The 18,180-nt window shown below is 61.7% G+C and carries 19 protein-coding genes; 11 read left to right on the top strand and 8 right to left on the bottom strand.

All coding sequences use genetic code 11. From position 1 onward, the window contains the following. Window position 1 precedes the first annotated feature (1 nt). From DEJ54_RS23040 to DEJ54_RS23020, 5 genes are all read left to right on the top strand, one after another. On the top strand, window positions 2–1,792 hold the full coding sequence (locus DEJ54_RS23040) for a ShlB/FhaC/HecB family hemolysin secretion/activation protein (protein WP_245447834.1): 1,791 nt from the start codon (window positions 2–4) through the stop codon (window positions 1,790–1,792). A 445-nt stretch (window positions 1,793–2,237) separates the two neighbouring features. Further along, window positions 2,238–3,563 (top strand): sn-glycerol-3-phosphate ABC transporter substrate-binding protein UgpB, encoded by a 1,326-nt coding sequence (gene ugpB, locus DEJ54_RS23035; protein ID WP_113157072.1) that lies wholly within the window; start codon window positions 2,238–2,240, stop codon window positions 3,561–3,563. A gap of 59 nt (window positions 3,564–3,622) precedes the next feature. Then, the gene (ugpA, locus tag DEJ54_RS23030) at window positions 3,623–4,504 is read left to right on the top strand and encodes a sn-glycerol-3-phosphate ABC transporter permease UgpA (RefSeq protein ID WP_113157071.1); all 882 of its coding nucleotides are present in this window, start codon (window positions 3,623–3,625) and stop codon (window positions 4,502–4,504) included. Between the two features lie 12 nt (window positions 4,505–4,516). Beyond that, window positions 4,517–5,353 (top strand): sn-glycerol-3-phosphate ABC transporter permease UgpE, encoded by an 837-nt coding sequence (gene ugpE, locus DEJ54_RS23025; protein WP_113157070.1) that lies wholly within the window; start codon window positions 4,517–4,519, stop codon window positions 5,351–5,353. Between the two features lie 16 nt (window positions 5,354–5,369). After that, window positions 5,370–6,443 (top strand): sn-glycerol-3-phosphate import ATP-binding protein UgpC, encoded by a 1,074-nt coding sequence (locus tag DEJ54_RS23020; RefSeq protein WP_113157069.1) that lies wholly within the window; start codon window positions 5,370–5,372, stop codon window positions 6,441–6,443. 64 nt (window positions 6,444–6,507) lie between these two features. Here the strand turns inward: DEJ54_RS23020 and DEJ54_RS23015 are convergent, their stop codons facing one another. The 5 genes from DEJ54_RS23015 to DEJ54_RS22995 all read right to left on the bottom strand — a co-directional run bounded on the left by DEJ54_RS23015 (window position 6,508) and on the right by DEJ54_RS22995 (window position 10,896). After that, on the bottom strand, window positions 6,508–6,993 hold the full coding sequence (locus DEJ54_RS23015; protein WP_113157068.1) for a hypothetical protein: 486 nt from the start codon (window positions 6,991–6,993) through the stop codon (window positions 6,508–6,510). Window positions 6,994–7,063: 70 nt separating this feature from the next. Continuing rightward, window positions 7,064–8,122 carry a D-TA family PLP-dependent enzyme gene (locus DEJ54_RS23010; RefSeq protein ID WP_113157067.1) on the bottom strand — a complete coding sequence of 353 codons (1,059 nt, stop codon included), beginning with the start codon at window positions 8,120–8,122 and terminating at the stop codon, window positions 7,064–7,066. Window positions 8,123–8,126: 4 nt separating this feature from the next. Then, window positions 8,127–9,038: a MurR/RpiR family transcriptional regulator gene (locus DEJ54_RS23005; RefSeq protein WP_113157066.1), complete on the bottom strand. Its 912-nt coding sequence runs from the start codon at window positions 9,036–9,038 to the stop codon at window positions 8,127–8,129. Between the two features lie 2 nt (window positions 9,039–9,040). Further along, a complete protein-coding gene (locus tag DEJ54_RS23000) occupies window positions 9,041–10,111 on the bottom strand; it encodes an ABC transporter ATP-binding protein (protein WP_113157065.1) in 1,071 nt (356 codons plus the stop codon). Between the two features lie 11 nt (window positions 10,112–10,122). Then, the gene (locus DEJ54_RS22995; RefSeq protein ID WP_245447833.1) at window positions 10,123–10,896 is read right to left on the bottom strand and encodes an SDR family NAD(P)-dependent oxidoreductase; all 774 of its coding nucleotides are present in this window, start codon (window positions 10,894–10,896) and stop codon (window positions 10,123–10,125) included. Between the two features lie 275 nt (window positions 10,897–11,171). Between DEJ54_RS22995 and DEJ54_RS22990 the strand changes: the two genes are divergently transcribed. The 6 genes from DEJ54_RS22990 (at window position 11,172) to DEJ54_RS22965 (ending at window position 16,654) form a co-directional block, all read left to right on the top strand. After that, window positions 11,172–12,404, top strand: coding sequence for a sugar ABC transporter substrate-binding protein (locus tag DEJ54_RS22990; RefSeq protein WP_113157063.1), 1,233 nt, complete (start codon window positions 11,172–11,174; stop codon window positions 12,402–12,404). Between the two features lie 95 nt (window positions 12,405–12,499). Continuing rightward, window positions 12,500–13,375 carry a carbohydrate ABC transporter permease gene (locus DEJ54_RS22985; RefSeq protein WP_113157062.1) on the top strand — a complete coding sequence of 292 codons (876 nt, stop codon included), beginning with the start codon at window positions 12,500–12,502 and terminating at the stop codon, window positions 13,373–13,375. Further along, a complete protein-coding gene (locus tag DEJ54_RS22980) occupies window positions 13,372–14,196 on the top strand; it encodes a carbohydrate ABC transporter permease (protein ID WP_113157061.1) in 825 nt (274 codons plus the stop codon). Before DEJ54_RS22985 ends, DEJ54_RS22980 begins: the two co-directional genes overlap by 4 nt. Before the next feature lie 21 nt (window positions 14,197–14,217). Next, the gene (locus DEJ54_RS22975; protein WP_113157060.1) at window positions 14,218–14,583 is read left to right on the top strand and encodes a RidA family protein; all 366 of its coding nucleotides are present in this window, start codon (window positions 14,218–14,220) and stop codon (window positions 14,581–14,583) included. Between the two features lie 25 nt (window positions 14,584–14,608). Continuing rightward, window positions 14,609–16,075, top strand: a complete 1,467-nt coding sequence (locus DEJ54_RS22970) for a M81 family metallopeptidase (RefSeq protein WP_113157059.1) — start codon at window positions 14,609–14,611, stop codon at window positions 16,073–16,075. A gap of 114 nt (window positions 16,076–16,189) precedes the next feature. Then, on the top strand, window positions 16,190–16,654 hold the full coding sequence (locus DEJ54_RS22965) for a pseudoazurin (RefSeq protein ID WP_113157058.1): 465 nt from the start codon (window positions 16,190–16,192) through the stop codon (window positions 16,652–16,654). Window positions 16,655–16,693: 39 nt separating this feature from the next. Here DEJ54_RS22965 and DEJ54_RS22960 read toward each other — a convergent pair whose 3' ends face one another. Genes DEJ54_RS22960 through DEJ54_RS22950 form a run of 3 tightly spaced genes read right to left on the bottom strand, consistent with a single transcriptional unit; the run spans window position 16,694 to window position 18,105 of the window. After that, window positions 16,694–17,158, bottom strand: coding sequence for an Rrf2 family transcriptional regulator (locus DEJ54_RS22960; protein WP_113157057.1), 465 nt, complete (start codon window positions 17,156–17,158; stop codon window positions 16,694–16,696). Window positions 17,159–17,162: 4 nt separating this feature from the next. Then, window positions 17,163–17,645: a DUF4149 domain-containing protein gene (locus DEJ54_RS22955; RefSeq protein ID WP_162742451.1), complete on the bottom strand. Its 483-nt coding sequence runs from the start codon at window positions 17,643–17,645 to the stop codon at window positions 17,163–17,165. After that, window positions 17,638–18,105, bottom strand: a complete 468-nt coding sequence (locus DEJ54_RS22950) for a group III truncated hemoglobin (protein WP_113157056.1) — start codon at window positions 18,103–18,105, stop codon at window positions 17,638–17,640. The genes DEJ54_RS22955 and DEJ54_RS22950 overlap by 8 nt, the downstream gene beginning before the upstream one ends. Between the last annotated feature and the right edge of the window lie 75 nt (window positions 18,106–18,180).

Raw genomic sequence — 18,180 nt, 5'->3', positions numbered from 1 at the left:
GATGACATCAGAGTTTTCGATCCGTCAGCATCTGCTGACGCTGCCCATCGCACTGAGCGCTGGCATCCTGTTCCTTCATCCGGCAGCTTTTGCGCAGTCGGCTCTCGAGCGCAACCTGCCGCAGGTCGCGCCGGGCGAGCCGGTGTCCCTCGGCGTGGATGAACAGGAGTTCGGTGCGACGGACACGACGCCACTCGGTGTCGATCTCGCCGGCGTTTATCTGATCGGAGAAGACGATAAGGCTGCCGCTGCACCGCCAAAAGGCGTCGGTGGGGAAATCGAGATCATCGACCGGCAGGCCGCCGAGACTGCACTGGGCGCGTTCATCGGCGAGCCGTTGACCCTGGCGCTGGCGGGCAGGATCCAGGCCGCAATCGCCAGCATCTACAGGGATGCCGGTTACCCGTTTGTCTCCGTCACCCTGCCGCCACAGGAAATCACCAGCGGTGTGCTGCAGGTTCGCGTCATAGAGTTTCGCACAGGCGATGTGACGGTCGAAGGCGTCGCCCCCGGCGAAGCCGAGGGCATCCGGAAGGGGCTGCGCGCGGCGCGCGGAGAGAAAATCGATGCACGGGCGCTGGAAGAGGATCTGAACTGGCTGAACCGCACTCCATACCGGCGCGCCGAAGGGGTGTTTCGGCCCGGCGAGGACACCGCGCTCAGCAATCTTGACGTCATGATCCGGACGCAGCGGCCCTGGCAGGTTTTTGCCGGCTGGTCGAATTCCGGCTCAAGCGACACCGGGCGGGACCGCTATTTCCTTGGTGGTTCTGCGCGTCTGCCCCTGCCGGGCGCACCCTGGATTTCCTATCAGATGACGGCAAGCGACGACATCTGGAGTGATCCGGGGATCATCATTCCGCGGGAGGGTGATTATCCGGGATACATCAGTCATGCGGGTAGATTGACCATCCCGACCTTCGCCCGCCAAAGTCTGGAAATCGCCCCGGCCCTGGTTGCGAGCAGCGACCGGCCGAACCGCTTTTTCACCATTGAGAACACCACGTTCGAACTGCCGGTGATCTATCGGTCGGCGGTCTCCAACATCCTGCCGGGACGCTATTGGGGCGATATCTATGGCGGTGTTGAGTTCAAGCGTCTCGAACGCCGTACATTGTTCAACGGCGTGTCGGTGGCAGAGGGAAGTGCGGAGCTTTTCCAGCTGGTGCTGGGCTGGAGCGGGGATTTCGAAGACCGCTGGGGCAAAACGGTCGTCGATGTGCGCGTGAAAGCCAATCCGGGCGGCGTGCTTCACGGCAACGACATGGCCAGCTGGCACCCGTTTTCCAACGGTCGTATCGATGACCTTCGATATGCCTACCTGGCCATGGATCTCACCCGCGCCACACCACTGCCGGCGCAGGTCTCCTGGATTTCCTCACTCTCGGGAACCCTTGCCGGCGAGGCGCTGCCGGATACCGAGCGCGTCTCTCTTGGCGGGCGCTATGCGGTGCGCGGTTACAATTACGATGATGTGAGCGTGGACAGCGGCATCATCTGGCGCAACGAACTGCGTTTGCCGAACATCTCGCTGCTGGGAGACCGGGTCGGGGGCGACTGGCTTCCGCCCGTTCAGGACAGCCTGTCCCCCTACTTCTTCGCCGATCTCGGCTTCGGGGGCGATCACAGCACGGACCGGAGCACAACGCTGGGCGGGCTTGGAGTGGGGTTCGATTACAGTGTCGGCGAAACCTTCTCAGCCAGTTTCATAGCCGGCGTTGCTCTCAGTGACGGTGGAAACACGCAGGCCGGTGACTGGAACCTGCAGGGTTCCATAACGGCGCGTTTCTAGCTGTCTGGACCGACGCCGTCCCATGCGCGCCGGCTCATGGCATTGACGATTCGGTTGTTCCTTCAGGCCGTGAGACGGCTGCTGTCGCCATGTGATGGCGGCTGTTTTCTGTCGCCCTGCCTGGCTGCAATGCCATCCACAATTAAATAAATGCAATTGTCGTGGCTGCCAGGCGCATTGTCTGAATACCCTGCCAATTGATGCGCACTGCCGCGGTGACACGCGAAAGCAGTGTGCTTCCGCGCGCCGCACGCGCGACAAAAACGCCGCATCGAATGCCTCTTTCGCTATGCCAAAAACGAAGGTAAATGAAAGTAATATGAAAATTCTGTGTCCGACAGGTATAGACATATTGTTCTTCAGGTGTTGTCATCCAACGGTAACAATAGCTGGTCAAGAGAGATCGGTTTCAAAATCGGCGACCAGCTCTACAGGGAGATAAGAGATGAAATTTCGCGCAATGCTTTCCGCCGCGACTGCTTTAACGGTGGCGCTGCCGGCAATGGTCGGCGTCGCACAGGCCGAAGCAACCCAGATCCAGTTCTGGCATGCTTTCACCGGTCGTCTCGGTGAACTTCTGGACAAGCAGGTAGCGGACTTCAACGCCAGCCAGGACCAGTATGAAGTCGTTGCCACGCTCAAGGGCAACTATTCGGAAGCTCTGAACGCAGGCATCGCCGCTTTCCGCGCCGGCGAACAGCCGCACATCCTGCAGGTGTTCGAAGTCGGCACCGCGACGATGATGGCTGCCAAGGGCGCGATCAAGCCGGTCTACGAAGTGATGGCGGAAGCCGAAGCCGATTTCGACCCGAGCGCGTATCTCGCGCCGGTTGCCGGCTACTACACGAACACCGACGGCGAGATGCTGTCGCTGCCCTACAACTCCTCCACGCCCGTTCTCTACATCAACAAGAACGCGCTTGAGGCTGCCGGTCTCGACCCCGAGACCAAGCCGGCTACCTGGTCGGAAGTCGAGGAAATCCTCGTCAAGCTGAAGGAATCGGGCTCCGAGTGCCCGCTCACGACGGCATGGCAGTCCTGGATTCATCTTGAGAACCTGAGCGCCTACCACAATGTGCCGTTTGCCACGGAAGCCAATGGCTTTGCCGGCACCAACACCGAGCTCGCCTTCAATGGCGACCTGCAGGTGAAGCACATCGACAAGATGGGCGCATGGGCGAAAGACGGCCTGTTCAGCTATTCCGGCCGCCGCAATGAGGGCGGTGCGCGCTTCCGTTCGGGCGAGTGCGCCATGTTCACCGAATCCTCCGCTGGCTATGCCGGTGTGAAGGCCGAGGCCGACTTCCCGTTCACGGTGACGAACCTGCCTTACTGGGCGGATGCGGAAGGCGCGCCCTTCAACACGATCATCGGCGGCGCATCGCTGTGGGTCATGTCGGGCCATGAGGGCGAGGAATATGCCGGCGTTGCCGACTTCCTGAACTACCTCTCCAGCGCCGAAGTGCAGGCTCAGTGGCACCAGGACACCGGCTATCTGCCGATCACCACCGCCGCTTACGAGCTGACCAAGGAGCAGGGCTTCTACGACGAGAACCCGGGCACCGACATCGCCATCCTGCAGATGACCGGCAAGGCTCCGACGGACAACTCCAAGGGCATCCGCCTCGGCAATTTCGATCAGGTCCGCGCCATCATCGACGAGGAACTGGAAGCCGTATGGCAGGGTGAGAAAGACGCCAAGACCGCACTCGACGAAGCTGTGAACCGCGGCAACCAGCTGCTGCGCCGCTTCGAGCAGTCGACGCGCTAATCTTGTAAAATTGCGGGGCCGGCACAACAGCTGCCGGCCCCGTATCATTTGGTCGGCCCATGGAAAAACGCGTTACCTTCGACAATCGATTATTGCCATATCTGCTGCTTGCGCCGCAGCTTCTGGTGACCATTGTCTTTTTCTTCTGGCCTGCCGCGCAGGCTCTCTACCAGTCGCTGTTATTGCCTGATCCGTTCGGTCTGGGCGCGCAGTTCGTCTGGTTCTCGAACTTCGAATATCTCTTCAGCGACCCGTATTATCTCAAGTCGTTCATCACGACGGCGGTCTTCACCTTCTTCGTGACGGTGGTTTCCATGTCGGTCGCGCTGCTTTTCGCCGTTATGGCCGATCAGGTCATTAAAGGCGCGGGGACCTACAAGACGCTGTTGATCTGGCCCTATGCCGTCGCGCCTGCCGTTGCCGGTGTGATGTGGCTGTTCATGTTCCAGCCCTCCATCGGCGTCATCGCCTTTTACATGAAGGCCATCGGCATCGACTGGAACCCGGTTCTCAATGGCGGTCAGGCCATGTCGCTTGTCATCCTCGCTGCCGCGTGGAAGCAGATCAGCTACAATTTCCTGTTTTTCCTGGCCGGTCTGCAGGCCATTCCGAAGAGCCTGATCGAGGCTGCCGCCATCGACGGCGCGGGCAAGTGGCACCGCTTCCGCACGATCATCTTCCCGCTTCTGTCGCCCACCACCTTCTTCCTGCTGGTGGTCAACATCGTCTATGCCTTCTTCGAGACGTTCGGCATCATTCACACGATGACCGCAGGCGGCCCCGGTCAGTCGACCACCATTCTCGTCTACAAGGTCTACTCCGACGGTTTCGTCGGGCAGGACCTCGGCTCCTCCGCCGCCCAGTCCGTCATCCTGATGGTTGTCGTGGGCATTCTGACCGTCATCCAGTTCCGCTTCATCGAGCGGCGCGTGCATTACTGAGGAGGGCGGATCATGGTCGAAAAACGGGGTTTTGGAACCATTCTGATGCATGCGGTGCTGATCATCGGCATCGCCATCGTCTGCTTCCCGATCTATCTCACCTTCGTCGGCTCGACGCTGACGCATTTTGATATCATCCGCCCGCCCATGCCATTGCTGCCCGGGCCGCATCTCATCGACAATTACAGCGAGGCGCTGGCTTCGGGCGTGACCGCGCCTGTCGGGCGCATGCTGTTCAACTCGTTCATCATGGCCATGGGCATTGCGATCGGCAAAATCGCGATCTCCATCCTGTCGGCCTATGCAATCGTCTATTTCCGCTTCCCCTTCCGCATGCTCGCCTTCTGGGCGATCTTCATGACGCTCATGCTGCCGGTGGAAGTGCGTATCGTGCCGACCTATGAGGTCGTGGCCTCGCTTGGCCTGCTCAATTCCTATACCGGCCTGATCCTGCCGCTCATCGCCTCGGCAACCGCCACCTTCCTCTTCCGCCAGTTCTTCATGACCGTGCCGGACGAGCTGGTGGAGGCTGCGCGCGTCGATGGCGCGGGGCCGCTGCGCTTCTTCAAGGACATCCTGCTGCCGCTCTCGGTGACCAACATCGCAGCGCTGTTCGTGATCCTCTTCATCTACGGTTGGAACCAGTTCCTCTGGCCATTGCTCATCACCACAAAGCCGGAGATGAACACCATCGTGATGGGTCTGAAGCAGATGATGCCGACCGCCGATGACTACGGCAACTGGCCCGTGACCATGGCAGCCGCCATGCTGGCCGTTCTGCCGCCGGTGGCTGTGGTGATCTTCATGCAGCGCCTGTTCGTCAAAGGCCTCGTCGAGACAGAAAAATAGAAGGACCGAAATCGGCATGGCGACGATTTCCATTCGCGATATCCGCAAATCCTACGCAAAGACCGAGGTCATTCACGGCGTAAGCCTCGATGTGGCCGATGGCGAGTTCATCGTCATTGTCGGCCCCTCCGGTTGCGGCAAGTCCACGCTTCTGCGCATGGTCGCAGGCCTTGAGCGCATCACCAGCGGCACGATGGAAATCGACGGCCGGCTGGTCAACGATCTGGAACCGCGCGAGCGCGACATCGCCATGGTGTTCCAGAACTACGCGCTCTATCCGCATATGAGCGTGTTCGACAACATGGCCTATGGCCTCAAGATTGCCGGCAAGACGAAGGACGAGATCCGCCAGCGGGTCGACAAGGCCGCCACCATGCTGCAGCTCGAGCCCTATCTCGACCGCAAGCCGCGCGCCCTTTCCGGCGGTCAGCGCCAGCGTGTCGCCATGGGCCGCGCGCTCGTGCGCAATCCCGCCGTCTTCCTGTTCGATGAGCCGCTTTCCAACCTCGATGCCAAGCTGCGTGTGCAGATGCGTCTCGAGATCAAGCAGATGCAGCGCTCGGTGGGCACCACCGCGCTCTACGTGACGCATGATCAGGTGGAAGCCATGACGCTGGCCGATCGGCTGGTGGTCATGAATGGCGGCATTGCCGAGCAGATCGACACGCCGATGAATGTCTATGAGCGTCCGGCCACGCGCTTTGTCGCCGGCTTCATCGGTTCGCCGGCCATGAACATTCTGCAGGGCAGCGTCTCGGGCTCGGATTTTGAGCTGGAAGGCGGCGGCAAGCTGGCGCTCGACGCCCAGCTCGCAGAAGCTGGCCGGCCGGTTCTCTTCGGCGTGCGCCCGGAGCATCTGCAGCTTGTTTCGGCGGATGAGGCCACGCTCAACCTGTCGGTCACCGCAGTGGAAACGCTTGGTGCGGACACGCTTGCTCACGGCAAACTGTCCGGCGCAAATGGCGCGGGCGGCGAACTGATCGCCCGGCTGTCCGGCAGCGCGCAGGTCGCTCCCGGCGACACGCTGCCGCTCGCCATCCAGAAGGGCATGACGCATCTCTTCGATGCCGAGACCGGCAAGCGCCTCTGACAAAAAGCGCCGCCGGGCGAGAGGCCCGACGGCGCTTGAAAAAATTAGCGCAAGTTTCTGAAAATCAGGCGCAAAGCGGGTTCGGCATGTAACCGACAAAGCCGGTGATCTTCCAGCGCCCGTCGATTTTCGAGCAGAAATAGAGCGTTTGCCAGTTCAGCCGGTCGACGGTGCCGTCGGCCTTGGCAACCATGCCGTTGAACTTCTTGTGCAGCACCGCGCGGTCGCCATCGATGTCGATGTCGCGCATGTTGGTAACACGGAACAGGGCTTCGCGCAGCGGCTCGGCAAACGCAGTGGCCGCCGTTTCCTTGCCCTGACGCAACCACTCGTCGCGATAGGTCTCGACGTTGGGAAACTGAAGCCGCCAGGAATCCGCATCGCTCAGAAAATGCGCGTGCATGCCGAAGAACCGGTCTTCGGCAAAATCCCCTTCCACCATCGACCAGTCCTGCGAGAGGAACGCGTCGATATCGCGCCGCACCAGCATCTCCCATAAGTAATGACGGTCGGCGTCGCCTTCGGGAAAGGGATTCTTGTCGTAGTTCATCAGCTCCTCCGTCTTGATGATGGGGTTTGGGGGCAGGGTCTAGAGCGTCCCCACTTTTCCTGGAATTGCTCTAGGTCAGGCGGCCACGCGCAGCGACCGGAACGGTCTCGGTGACGGTGTCGCCATCGGCAAGGTTCACCTCGTCATAGAGGTTGGACACCGGGCAGACATGGTTGGGAATGATGCGCACTTTCTCCCCGATTTCAGGTTTTTTGGCAGAGCCTGAAAGATCGATGACGCCGTGCTCCTCGCTGAGCCCGGTAATCACCGCATCGGGATATTCCACGATGTGACCATGGCCGGGCACGGGCGCGAGGTCGGCGGCGAGCGCCTTGGAGCCCGCATCGATGACCGCGCGGTTCTCCGTCGGGCGGCTCACCACCGTGGCAAGCACCGTAAATGCGCAGTCTTCCAGCGTGCCATGGCCGAAAGCCACCTGCATCCGGTCTGAATAGATATAGGTTCCGGGCCTGTGCTCGGTCGCGCTCTTCACGCTTCCCGCCTCGTAGAAATCGGGCGAGCCGCCACTGGAAACCGTGTTCGCCCTGAGGCCGTTTTTCTCAAGTGCAGCGATGGCCTCGCTCAGCCATTCTTCCACCTCGGCGAGTTTCCCGCGCGGCGGATAGGTCATCAAGCCTTCGAAGCGCAGGCCAGGTGCTGCGTCGATTTCTTTCGCGAGCGTCACGACCTCTTCGACCGTCTGCACGCCGCAGCGCCCCGCGCCCGTATCGCACTCGATGAGAACCGGCAGGGGATGATCGGGATCGGTGAAATGCGCAGCATAACCCGCCACCGTCACCGCGCTGTCGGCGGTGACCGAGATGGTGATGCGCCGGTGCAGCGCCAGAAGCCGGTCGAGCTTGCCCGCGCCCAGAATGTTGTAGGGGATGAAGATGTCGGTAATCCCGGCATCGGCCATCACTTCGGCCTCACCGATTTTCTGGCAGGTAATGCCCACTGCGCCCAGATCGCATTGAAGCTGCGCGAACATGGGCAGTTTGTGCGTCTTGATGTGCGGGCGTAGCTTCAGACCATGTTCGTCGGCATAGGCCTGGGCACGAACAAGGTTGGCTTTCGCCCTGGCGCGGTCGATGACCACCGCCGGCGTTTCCAGGTCGAGAATGCGCACGGCATCAGTCTCCAATGGGCAGTTCGGGATCGCGGATATTCTGGCTGGCAAGGCTATGGCGCACGCGGCGCAGCGGTTCAAGCACCTTCTTGCCGAGCGTCAGGGCCGTCGCCATGGCGATGATGTCGACGCTCGCCAGCAGCGCATACCGCATGGAGGAAGGTTTGTAGAGATTGCCGTCTTCCTTGAAGGTCAGCGGCAGAAGCGCGTCGCCGGCCTCGGCCAGCGGCGTGTTGGGCGTCGTCACCACGTAAGCCCGCGCGCCATACTGGCGGGCGATGGTCACCGCATCCATGACGGAGGGCGCCTGGCCCGAAACGGAAAACCCGATCACCACCGCTTTCGGCTCCAGAACGGAAGCGCTCATGCGCTGCAATTGCGGATCGGTGTGGGCGGTGACGTGCAGGCCAAGGCGAAAGAGCCGGTTCTGCAATTCCACGGCGGCAAAGGACGAGCTGCCGCCAGTGCCATAGATCAGGATCTGGCTTGCCCGGCTGATGCTGCGGGCCATCGGCTCCAGGTCGATATCGGCCAGCGCCATCGACATGAGGTCGAGCGCGGCATGTGCGCCGGTCGCCACCTTTGCGACCACCTGACCGGAAAGCGGCAGCTCCTCCACCGGCGCGCTCGGCTCGCGCAGATAGGCCCCGCCAATGGCGAGCGCCTGCGCAAGGTGAAAACGCATGTCGCGCGTGCCGGGGAAACCGAGCGCCCGCGCCAGCCGCGTGATGGTCGGTTCGCTCACGCCCGCCCGTTCGGCGATCTGCGCAATCGGCGCGTGCGCCGCGAAATGCGGATCGGCCAGAATGCTCTCGACCAGACGAATTTCCGCGCCGCGCCCCCGCTCCAGCCGGTCCTGCAGCCGGGCGATGATATCGACCGTACGTTCCGTGTCGTTGGGCGCGCGTTCGTCCATTTTCAGGCTGCCTTCAGTCGCTGGCCATTGTCGTGGTCGAACAGATGCACGTGCTCGACGGGCACCGCAAGCCGCAATTCCTCACCGGGCCGCGGCAGATCGCGGTCGCGCAGGACGACGCGCACATCCTCGCCCGCAATCGTTCCGAACACATGGATTTCCGGCCCTGTCGGCTCCACCACCGCCACTTTGAGCGCCAGCGGTCCCTGCGGGTCACGCACATAGGATTCAGGCCGGATGCCGATCGTGACCGGGCGTCCGTCGCCCGCGCCGGCGGCGATGGGCAGTTTGCTGCCATCGCCCAGAACGGCAACCGGCGCGCCATCGGCGCTTTCCGTCCGCGCCTGAAGGAAGCTCATGGCAGGCGAGCCGATGAAGCCGGCGACAAAGGTGTTTGCGGGGTTGTCATAGAGCTCCAGCGGCGTGCCCACCTGCTCGATATTGCCGCCATTCATGACAACGATCCGGTCGGCCATTGTCATGGCTTCGATCTGGTCGTGGGTCACATAGACGATGGTGGTGCCGAGCTTCTGGTGCAGCGCCTTGATCTCGGTGCGCATCTGGATGCGCAGCTTGGCGTCGAGATTGGATAAGGGCTCGTCGAACAGGAACACTTTCGGATCGCGTACGATGGCGCGGCCCATGGCGACGCGCTGGCGCTGACCGCCGGAAAGCTGTCCCGGCTTGCGATCCAGATAGTCGCCAAGATTGAGAATCTCAGCCGCCTTCTTGATGCGGCGCTCCGTTTCGTCCTTGGGCTCGCCGCGCACGCGCGGACCGAAGCTGATATTGTCGCGCACGCTCATATGCGGAAAGAGCGCATAGGACTGGAACACCATAGAGGTGTCCCGCTTCTGTGGCGGGATATCGTTGGCGCGCGCCCCGCCGATCATGAGGTCGCCGGCGCTGATCGCTTCCAGCCCCGCAATCATGCGCAGAAGCGTGGACTTGCCGCAGCCGGACGGCCCGACCAGAACGACAAACTCGCCATCGTCGATGGCCAGAGACAGTTTCTCGATGACTGTCAGAGAGCCGTAGCGTTTGCAGATATCCGTCAGTTTCAACTCAGCCATGAAGGGGCTCCTTAGCCGGCGATCTGTTCGAGAAAGGGCAGGTTTCCGGCGGAAATGCCTGCATCCACGGGAAGCACCGTGCCGGTGATGCCGCTTGAAAGCGGGGAGGCGAAGAAAGCGGCGGCGCGCGCCACTTCCGTGGGCTCCACCATGCGGCGCAGCGGATAAAGCGCTCCGACCTTGCCGAGAATCTCCGGGTCGCGCTCGATGCGATGATCCCACGCCATGGTGCGAACGGAACCAGGTGTGATCGCATTGGCGCGGATCCCGTTCCGGCCTTCTTCCGTGGCGACCGCGCGCATCCAGGCGATCAGCCCCGCCTTGGCAGCCGCATAGGCGGGGTTGCCGTAATGGGAAAGCGCGTTGATCGAGGAGATGAAAACAAAGGCCGCACCGCCTTCGCGCTGGCGCAGGGCGGGCAGAAACGCCTGCGAAAGACGCGCCGCGCTGCGCAGATTGAGGTTCAGCTCATGGGTCAGCGCTTCGGGCGTGACATCATCCAGCGTTTCGGCGCGTGTCCACCCGGCATTGGAGATGATGGCGGAAGGGACCCCGTTTTCGCAGATCCGTTTTGCAGCCGCCTCGACCGCTTTATCGTCCAGCAGGTCGAAACGCTGCGCCTCGGCAACGCCGTCGAACGATAAGTCAGCCTCATCCAGATCGCACGCGACGACTGAAGCTCCGAAACCCGACAGAACCTCCACCATGGCCCGGCCAATGCCACCGGCCGCGCCCGTTACGACGATTCTCTGGCCACCAAGATCGATCATTGCACTCCCATTCATTCGCTCGTTTCGTCCGCCGCTTTTGTGCTCGTGTTTTTCGTTTCACAGGCAGACGGGGCGTCGGCAGTTACACCAGCCGACATCTAAAGCTTGCCGAAAAATCGTAATTTAGCAACACGATTGTGCGATTTTCCTTGCCAGAAGCGAATTTCTGTAAAAAAATTACATAAAAGATTGCCGCTCACGCCGAGAAGGCAACCGGGAAAACAGGTCAGGCCGCCGCCTCCCGAACGGGAGATGGAACAGGAACCCAAGAGAGGAACAGGGAGACAGACATGAAAAGGACTGCACTCAGGACAGCCGTTGCCGGCGCTGCTTTGTTAGCCGCGATGGGATGGGCGCATGCAGAGACCGTGCGCGTGACCGTTGCGGAATACAGCTCGAAAACCGGCCCGTATTTCGAGGAAGCCGCAAAAGCCTTCGAGGAAGCCAATCCGGGCTCCGAAATCCAGGTCGAAGTGGTGCCGTGGGATGTGCTTCTGCAAAAGCTGACCACCGATATTTCCGGCGGCGCCAATGCCGATCTCTCGATCATCGGCACGCGCTGGCTGATCGACTTCGTGGATCAGGGCATTGCCGCGCCGCTCGATGATTACATGACTCAGGACTTCAAAGACCGCTTCTTCCCGGTCTTCCTTGAGCCTTCGGTGATGCAGGAAAAGACCTATGGGCTGCCGGTCGCCGCATCGGCCCGCGCCATGTATTACAACAAGGACCTGTTCGAGCAGGCCGGCATTACCGAAGTTCCCGACACGTGGGATGAGCTTGCCGAGGCAGCTAGGAAGATCGGCGCGCTGGGTGATGATATTGCCGGCTTCGGACTTCAGGGCAAGGAAATCGAGACGGACGTCTATTTCTACTATGCGTTCTGGGCCTATGGCGGCGAGCTGGTGGAAGAAGACGGCACGTCCGGCCTCGACACCGATGCCGGCTACAAGGCGGCGGAAATGTACAAGTCGCTGATCGATTCCGGCGCAACGCAGCCGGGCGTCACCTCCTACAATCGTGAGGACGTGCAGAACCTGTTCAAGCAGGGCAAGGTCGGCATGATGATCACCGCGCCGTTCCTTTCCAACCAGATCAAGGAAGAAGCGCCGGATCTCAAATATGGCGTGGCGGCCATTCCGGCCGGTCCCGAGGGTGACCGTGGCACCTATGGCGTGACCGATTCCATCATCATGTTCGAGAATTCCGAGAACAAGGATCTGGCCTGGAAGTTCCTCGATCAGCTGTTCACCACCGAATGGCGCGCCAAGTTCACCTCCGGCGAGGGCTTCCTGCCGGTCAATCCGGAAGTCGCGGCACAGCCGGCCTTTGCCGACAATGCCGATCTGAAGGAGTTCACCGCGCTTCTGCCGGACGCCCGCTTTGCACCGGTCATCGCCGGCTGGGAGGAGATCGCGGCAACCACGTCGGATGCGGTCCAGACCATCTATCTGGGCAATGGCGAGGCCAAGGCCACGCTTGATGCCGCTGCCGGCGAGATCAACAGCATTCTCGGCAACTGATCACGGCCTGACCGAACCGGCATGCGCGGCCCAGCGCCGCGCATGCCGACTTCCAAGTTTCATCCGGCGATGAGCCGGCAAGACGTGACGGGACCATGATCCGCTCGCCTTTGACCAATCCCTATCTGCTGATCCTGCCGGGGTTCCTGCTCGCCGCGTTCATCATCCTGTGGCCGCTTTACCAGCTCGGCACGATTTCGCTCAATGACGTCAATCGTTTCGGCCAGTTGCGCGGTTTCAACGGTGTCGAAAACTACGTGGCGGTCTTCACCGATCCGGATTTTCTGGGCGCGCTGTGGCGCACCTTCATCTGGACTGGCGCCATCGTCATCGGCACGCTCGTCGTTTCCGTGCCCGTCGCCATGATCCTCAACGAGGATTTTTATGGCCGTGCGATTGCGCGCGTCATCATCATGCTGCCCTGGGCCGTGTCGCTGACCATGACCGCCATTGTCTGGCGCTGGGCGCTGAACGGCGAAAGCGGCATGCTCAATTCCGGCCTTCATGGTCTCGGTCTGATCGACCAGAACATCCAGTGGCTCGCCCGCGCCTCCACCGCCTTTCCGGTGCAGATCATGATCGGCATTCTGGTCACGGTGCCCTTCACCACGACGATCTTTCTCGGAGGCCTCTCCTCCATTCCCGACGATCTTTATGAGGCGGCGAAGCTTGAGGGCGCGTCGCGCTGGCAGACATTCCGCGAGATCACCCTGCCGCTGATGAAGCCGTTCCTGAACATCTCCATCGTGCTGAACATGATCTATGTGTTCAACTCGTTTCCGATCATTTGGGCCACCACGCAGGGCGGCCCCGCGAACTCCACCGACATTCTCGTCACCTATCTCTACAAGCTGGGCTTCCGTTTCGGTAAACTCGGCGAGGCCTCGGCCCTTTCGGTGATGATGTTCGTGCTGCTGCTCGCCTTCACCGTTCTCTATGTCTCGCTGGCCATGCGGAGGGAGCGCACATGAGCCCGAAGCTGAAGAAATCCTTCCTCTACTGGGCGCTGCTCTCGCCGCTCATCGTGCTGATCCTGTTCCCGTTCGCCGTGATGTTCATCACCGCGATCAAGCCGGCAAATGAAGTGCTTTCGCCCACCTGGTGGCCGCGCGAGCCGGCATGGCGCAACTTCATCGACATGTGGGCCGTAACCAATTTCGGCAATGCGCTGTGGAACTCGGTCTATGTTTCGGTTCTGTCGACCGTGCTGGCGCTCGCCGTCTCCATTCCCGCAGCCTATGCGATGAGCCGTTTCCGTTTCGCGGGACAGGGCTTCTTCCGCCAGTTCCTTCTGGTCACGCAGATGCTGTCGCCCATCGTGCTGGTGATCGGCCTGTTCCGGCTGGTCGTGTGGCTCGGCCTGCTCGACAATGTGAATTCCATCGTCTTCGTCTATGGCGCGTTCAATGTCGCCTTCACGGTGTGGATGCTGCAGAGCTATTTCTCCACCATCCCGAAGGATCTGGAGGAAGCCGCCTGGATTGAGGGCGCGAGCCCGGCAAAGGCGCTGGTGATGGTGTTCCTGCCGCTTGCCCTTCCGGCCATGACGGTTACCGCCATCTTCTCCTTCATCAATGCCTGGAACGAGTTCGTGATCGCACTCACCATGCTGCGACGGCAGGAGAGCTACACGCTGCCGATCCAGATCTTCTCGCTGGTTGCCGGCCGCTACACGGTCGAATGGCACCATGTCATGGCGGCCACGTTCGTCGCCACAATTCCCGTCGCCATCATCTTTGCCTGGTTGCAGCGCTATCTCGTGCGTGGCCTCGCCATCGGCGCGGTGAAATAGGTCTCAAAACGGAGTTTATCGATGACCAAGCAGTGCTTTGGCACATCCCATGTGCCGCTTTCCCCCGCCGTTCGCGCCGGCGACTTCGTCTACATTTCGGGCCAGGTGCCCGTTGGTGAGGATGGCGTTGTCGTTCAGGGCGGCATCACCGAGCAGACCCAGCAGGTGATGGCCAACGTCAAGGCCGCGCTGGCGCTCGCCGGCTGCTCGCTGGACGATGTGGTCAAGACGACCGTGTGGCTGGAAGATGCGCGCGATTTCGGCCCCTTCAACGCCGTCTATGGAAAGCACTTCCCCAAGGATCCACCGGCCCGCACCACCGTTGAATCGCGGCTGATGCTCGACATCAAGATCGAGGTCGAGGCCGTCGCCTACAAGCCGCTCTGATCCAGACAAACCGGAATCTCATCGCATGCGTGTCTTCACGGCGTCGCTCGCCACCGAAACCAACACCTTTTCGCCCATCCCCACGGATCGCGGGGATTTCGAGATGGCCTTTTACGCCGGACCCGGCGACCATCCCGAAACCCCGACGCTCTGCTCCGCGCCGATTCCGGTTCTGCGGCGGCGGGCGAAGGAGGAGGGGTTCACCCTGATCGAGGGCACCGCCACCTGGGCGGAACCGGGCGGCTATGTCCGTCTCGATGTCTATGAGGCGCTGCGCGATGAGATTCTCGATCAGCTGCGGGCCGCCATGCCGGTGGACTGCGTGGTGCTCGGCCTGCACGGCGCGATGGTGGCGCGCGGGCTCGACGACTGCGAGGGCGATCTGCTTGCCCGTGTGCGCGAGATCGTCGGCCCCAATGTGATCGTTGCCGCCGAACTCGATCCGCACAGCCACCTGACGGCGAAGCGCGTTGCGGCGGCGGACATTCTCGCCGCCTTTCTGGAGTTTCCGCATACGGATTTTCTGGAGCGCGCCGAGCATGTGGTGGATCTGGCGCTGCGCGCCACGCGCGGCGAAATACGCCCCGTGATCTCCACCTTCGACTGCCGCATGATCGACGTCTTTCCCACGAGCCGCGAGCCCATGCGCTCCTTCGTGGACCGCATGAAGGCGCTGCAGGGCAGGGGAGACGTTCTTTCGGCCTCGTTGATCCATGGCTTCATGGGAGGCAACGTGCCCGAGCTTGGCACCCAGGTCATGGTCGTCACCGATAATGCGCCGGAGGCCGGTGACGCACTGGCCGAAGAACTGGGGCTGGAGGTGCGCGGCATGCGTGGCATGACCGCGATGAACAGCCTCTCCATCGAAGACGCCATCGCGAAAGCCGGCGCCGGCGGCAGGAGCGGAAAACCCGTCGTGATCGCGGATATGTGGGACAATCCCGGTGGCGGAACCGCAGGCGACAACACCGCGCTTTTGCATGCGCTTGTTGAAAGCGGCATCACGCGCGCGGGTGTTGCGACCATCTGGGATCCGCAGGCCGTCGGCTTTGCCCATGGCGCGGGCGAGGGCACCATTCTCGACATGCGCATCGGCGGCAAGGCGAATGCGGCCAGTGGCACGCCATTTGACGGCACATTCGAAATCCGCAGGCTGGCGGAAGAAGGGTGGCAGACCTTCGGCACCAGCCGCGTCACGCTTGGCCCGGCGGCTGTGGTGCGGCTTGTCGGCACCGAGATCGACATCGTTCTCAACACCAACCGCACCCAGACCTTCGAGCCGGATATCTTTTCCAATCTCGGGGTCGATCCGCTGGAAAAGCAGGTGCTTCTCATCAAGTCGACCAACCACTTCCATGCGGGTTTTGCGCCCATCGCGGAAGAGATCATCTACGCGGCGGTGGAAGGGTGCTATCCAAACAATCCGAAGACGGCGGGATACACCAAACTCGCCCGCCCAATCTGGCCGATAGACGAGAACGCATTCCAGTAGAAAACCTGCGCTCAAATGCGGCCTGTTTGACCAATCGCAAAGTGTGCCTCCATGTCGACGGCTAGAAGGAGCCGTCGATATCAAGCGTTCGAAGCCGAACCCAGGAGACCATTCATGAAAGCGATCAAAACCGCCGCCGTGGCACTTGTTGCCGGCCTTGCCCTTGGCATCGTCGCAACGCCCGGCTTCGCCGCCGAGTTTGAGATCAGGATGCTCAACAAGGGCGAGAAGGGCGTGATGGTTTTCGAGCCGGATTTCGTTCGCGCGCAGCCCGGCGACACGATCAATTTCGTCTCGGTCGATCCCGGCCACAATGCCGAGACCATCAAGGGCATGGTTCCTGAAGGCGCAGAAACATTCCGCAGCAAGGTCAGCAAGGATTTCTCGGTGACGCTGACGGAAGAAGGCATTTACGGCGTCAAATGCACCCCGCATTACGGCATGGGGATGGTCGCCCTGGTGGTGGTCGGCGAGCCGGGGAATGCCGACGCTGCGGCGAAGGTCAAGCACCCCGGAAAGGCGAAGAAGCACTTTGCCGAACTGTTTGAAGCGCTGCCGGAAAAGCTCGCTGCCAACTGATCCGGGCAGGGCTATGCCGGGCGGGTTTCCTGCCCGGCTTTAATTCAGGGCCGGGGCCGCGGGAGGCTCCAGCGAAAGGCCCAGAAGCCCGGCAAGCGCGGAACGCTCGGCCACGAGATCGGCAAGCGAATAGCGGTCGAACACCGCCAGATATGCATCCAGCGCTTCGGCCACGACGCCCCTCAGGCGACAGGCCGGGTTCAGTGCGCAGCGCGTCTCGCCACCGCCCATGCAGGCGACCAGCGCGAAACTTTCCTCCATCTCCCGCACGACCGCACCAAGGGTGATTTCCTCCGGCGCACGCGCCAGCGCGATGCCACCGGAGCGGCCGCGCTCCGTGGTCACCACACCCATCTGCGAAAGCCGACGCGCGACTTTCAACAGATGGTTGCGCGACAGATCATAGGCATTCGCCACCTCGCTCACCGTGCAACCGGCATCGCCCCGCAGCGCCAGATAAATCAGCATCCTGAGCGCATAATCCGTCTGCTGCGTCATACGCATGGCGTCACCCCTGCGCTGCGCCGGAAACCCTGTGGGAGCGCACCAGACCGAACAGGGCGCAAAGCGATGCGCCAAGCAGGAGGAGCGCTTTAAGGCCCTCGCCGGAAGCGTAGATGAAGTGGTGCATGGAGGCCGGCAGCGGCGAACCGGCAATAACGGCCGCCATGCGCGCGTCAAGCACGGGCAGAAGCCAGAAGGATTGCACAGCGAGGATCACCACCAGAAGCGCCGTTGCCAGAAGAAGCATGCGTCGCCGATAAACGAACACCGTCGCCATCATCAGCAGGACAGCCAGCGCCCATTCAACGCGCGAAAAGGCTGCGAAGGTGACATTGCCGATCTCCAGCGCGACAGGCAGCGACATCGAGCCCGCCTGAAATTTCACCGGTGTGGCCAGAAAGGAAACACCGCACACCATGCCCAGCCAGATGAGGGCGATGAAGCCATAGGCGGCGAGCGCCACGGGGCTGGTTTCGTTCTCACGCATTGCCCGCACTCCTCGCACGCGCCGCATCCGGTCCGAGCGCCGCAGGCAGGCGGAAGAACATGGCCAGCCGCAGGCTCCTTGCAATGCGCTCGGCCCGCTCGACGAAGACCGCCGCGGTGCCCGGCGCGCACAGATCTGCAACCGTCTGCCGGAAGATGCCGAGCCAGATGTCGAAGTCGGATTCCTCGACGGTGGTGAGCTTCACATGCGCCGGCACGGGTCTGCCGTGATAGCTGCCATCCTTCAGGATCACGGCGCACCAGAAGTCCGTCATCTTTTCCAGGTGCGGTTCCCAGTGGTCCTTGATCTCTCCGGCGAAAATCGGGCCGAGACGCGCATCGCTGCGAACACGGCGATAGAATTCCCGCACCAGACGGCCGATGAAAGCGCGGTCCACCGCCGGGTCTTTCAGGGCCTCGTCCGGCTGCGGCCTGGGGCGCGCCGACAATGCATCGCTCATGGCATGCTCCTAAAGTGATATATTTGATGCCACTTTTATCATGAAGGCGCGTCCACTCAACAGACGCGATGTCGC

This window comes from Nitratireductor sp. OM-1 (genome assembly GCF_003296175.1).
In the GTDB taxonomy this organism is placed as follows: Bacteria; Pseudomonadota; Alphaproteobacteria; order Rhizobiales; family Rhizobiaceae; genus Nitratireductor; species Nitratireductor aquimarinus.
The sequence above is the reverse complement of the archived record's forward strand: the minus strand, read 5'-3'. Positions and strand labels throughout refer to the sequence as shown.

What these genes read in the sequence shown, in the direction of transcription:
- DEJ54_RS22960 (WP_113157057.1), bottom strand. Translation starts at nt 17,158, where the DNA reads ATGCGTATGACGCAGCAGACGGATTATGCGCTCAGGATGCTGATTTAT.
- DEJ54_RS22965 (WP_113157058.1), top strand. Translation starts at nt 16,190, where the DNA reads ATGAAAGCGATCAAAACCGCCGCCGTGGCACTTGTTGCCGGCCTTGCC.
- DEJ54_RS22995 (WP_245447833.1), bottom strand. Translation starts at nt 10,896, where the DNA reads ATGAATGGGAGTGCAATGATCGATCTTGGTGGCCAGAGAATCGTCGTA.
- DEJ54_RS22975 (WP_113157060.1), top strand. Translation starts at nt 14,218, where the DNA reads ATGACCAAGCAGTGCTTTGGCACATCCCATGTGCCGCTTTCCCCCGCC.
- DEJ54_RS23020 (WP_113157069.1), top strand. Translation starts at nt 5,370, where the DNA reads ATGGCGACGATTTCCATTCGCGATATCCGCAAATCCTACGCAAAGACC.
- ugpB (WP_113157072.1), top strand. Translation starts at nt 2,238, where the DNA reads ATGAAATTTCGCGCAATGCTTTCCGCCGCGACTGCTTTAACGGTGGCG.
- DEJ54_RS23015 (WP_113157068.1), bottom strand. Translation starts at nt 6,993, where the DNA reads ATGAACTACGACAAGAATCCCTTTCCCGAAGGCGACGCCGACCGTCAT.
- DEJ54_RS23005 (WP_113157066.1), bottom strand. Translation starts at nt 9,038, where the DNA reads ATGGACGAACGCGCGCCCAACGACACGGAACGTACGGTCGATATCATC.
- ugpE (WP_113157070.1), top strand. Translation starts at nt 4,517, where the DNA reads ATGGTCGAAAAACGGGGTTTTGGAACCATTCTGATGCATGCGGTGCTG.
- DEJ54_RS22955 (WP_162742451.1), bottom strand. Translation starts at nt 17,645, where the DNA reads ATGCGTGAGAACGAAACCAGCCCCGTGGCGCTCGCCGCCTATGGCTTC.
- DEJ54_RS22980 (WP_113157061.1), top strand. Translation starts at nt 13,372, where the DNA reads ATGAGCCCGAAGCTGAAGAAATCCTTCCTCTACTGGGCGCTGCTCTCG.
- DEJ54_RS22990 (WP_113157063.1), top strand. Translation starts at nt 11,172, where the DNA reads ATGAAAAGGACTGCACTCAGGACAGCCGTTGCCGGCGCTGCTTTGTTA.
- DEJ54_RS23040 (WP_245447834.1), top strand. Translation starts at nt 2, where the DNA reads ATGACATCAGAGTTTTCGATCCGTCAGCATCTGCTGACGCTGCCCATC.
- ugpA (WP_113157071.1), top strand. Translation starts at nt 3,623, where the DNA reads ATGGAAAAACGCGTTACCTTCGACAATCGATTATTGCCATATCTGCTG.
- DEJ54_RS22950 (WP_113157056.1), bottom strand. Translation starts at nt 18,105, where the DNA reads ATGAGCGATGCATTGTCGGCGCGCCCCAGGCCGCAGCCGGACGAGGCC.
- DEJ54_RS22970 (WP_113157059.1), top strand. Translation starts at nt 14,609, where the DNA reads ATGCGTGTCTTCACGGCGTCGCTCGCCACCGAAACCAACACCTTTTCG.
- DEJ54_RS22985 (WP_113157062.1), top strand. Translation starts at nt 12,500, where the DNA reads ATGATCCGCTCGCCTTTGACCAATCCCTATCTGCTGATCCTGCCGGGG.
- DEJ54_RS23000 (WP_113157065.1), bottom strand. Translation starts at nt 10,111, where the DNA reads ATGGCTGAGTTGAAACTGACGGATATCTGCAAACGCTACGGCTCTCTG.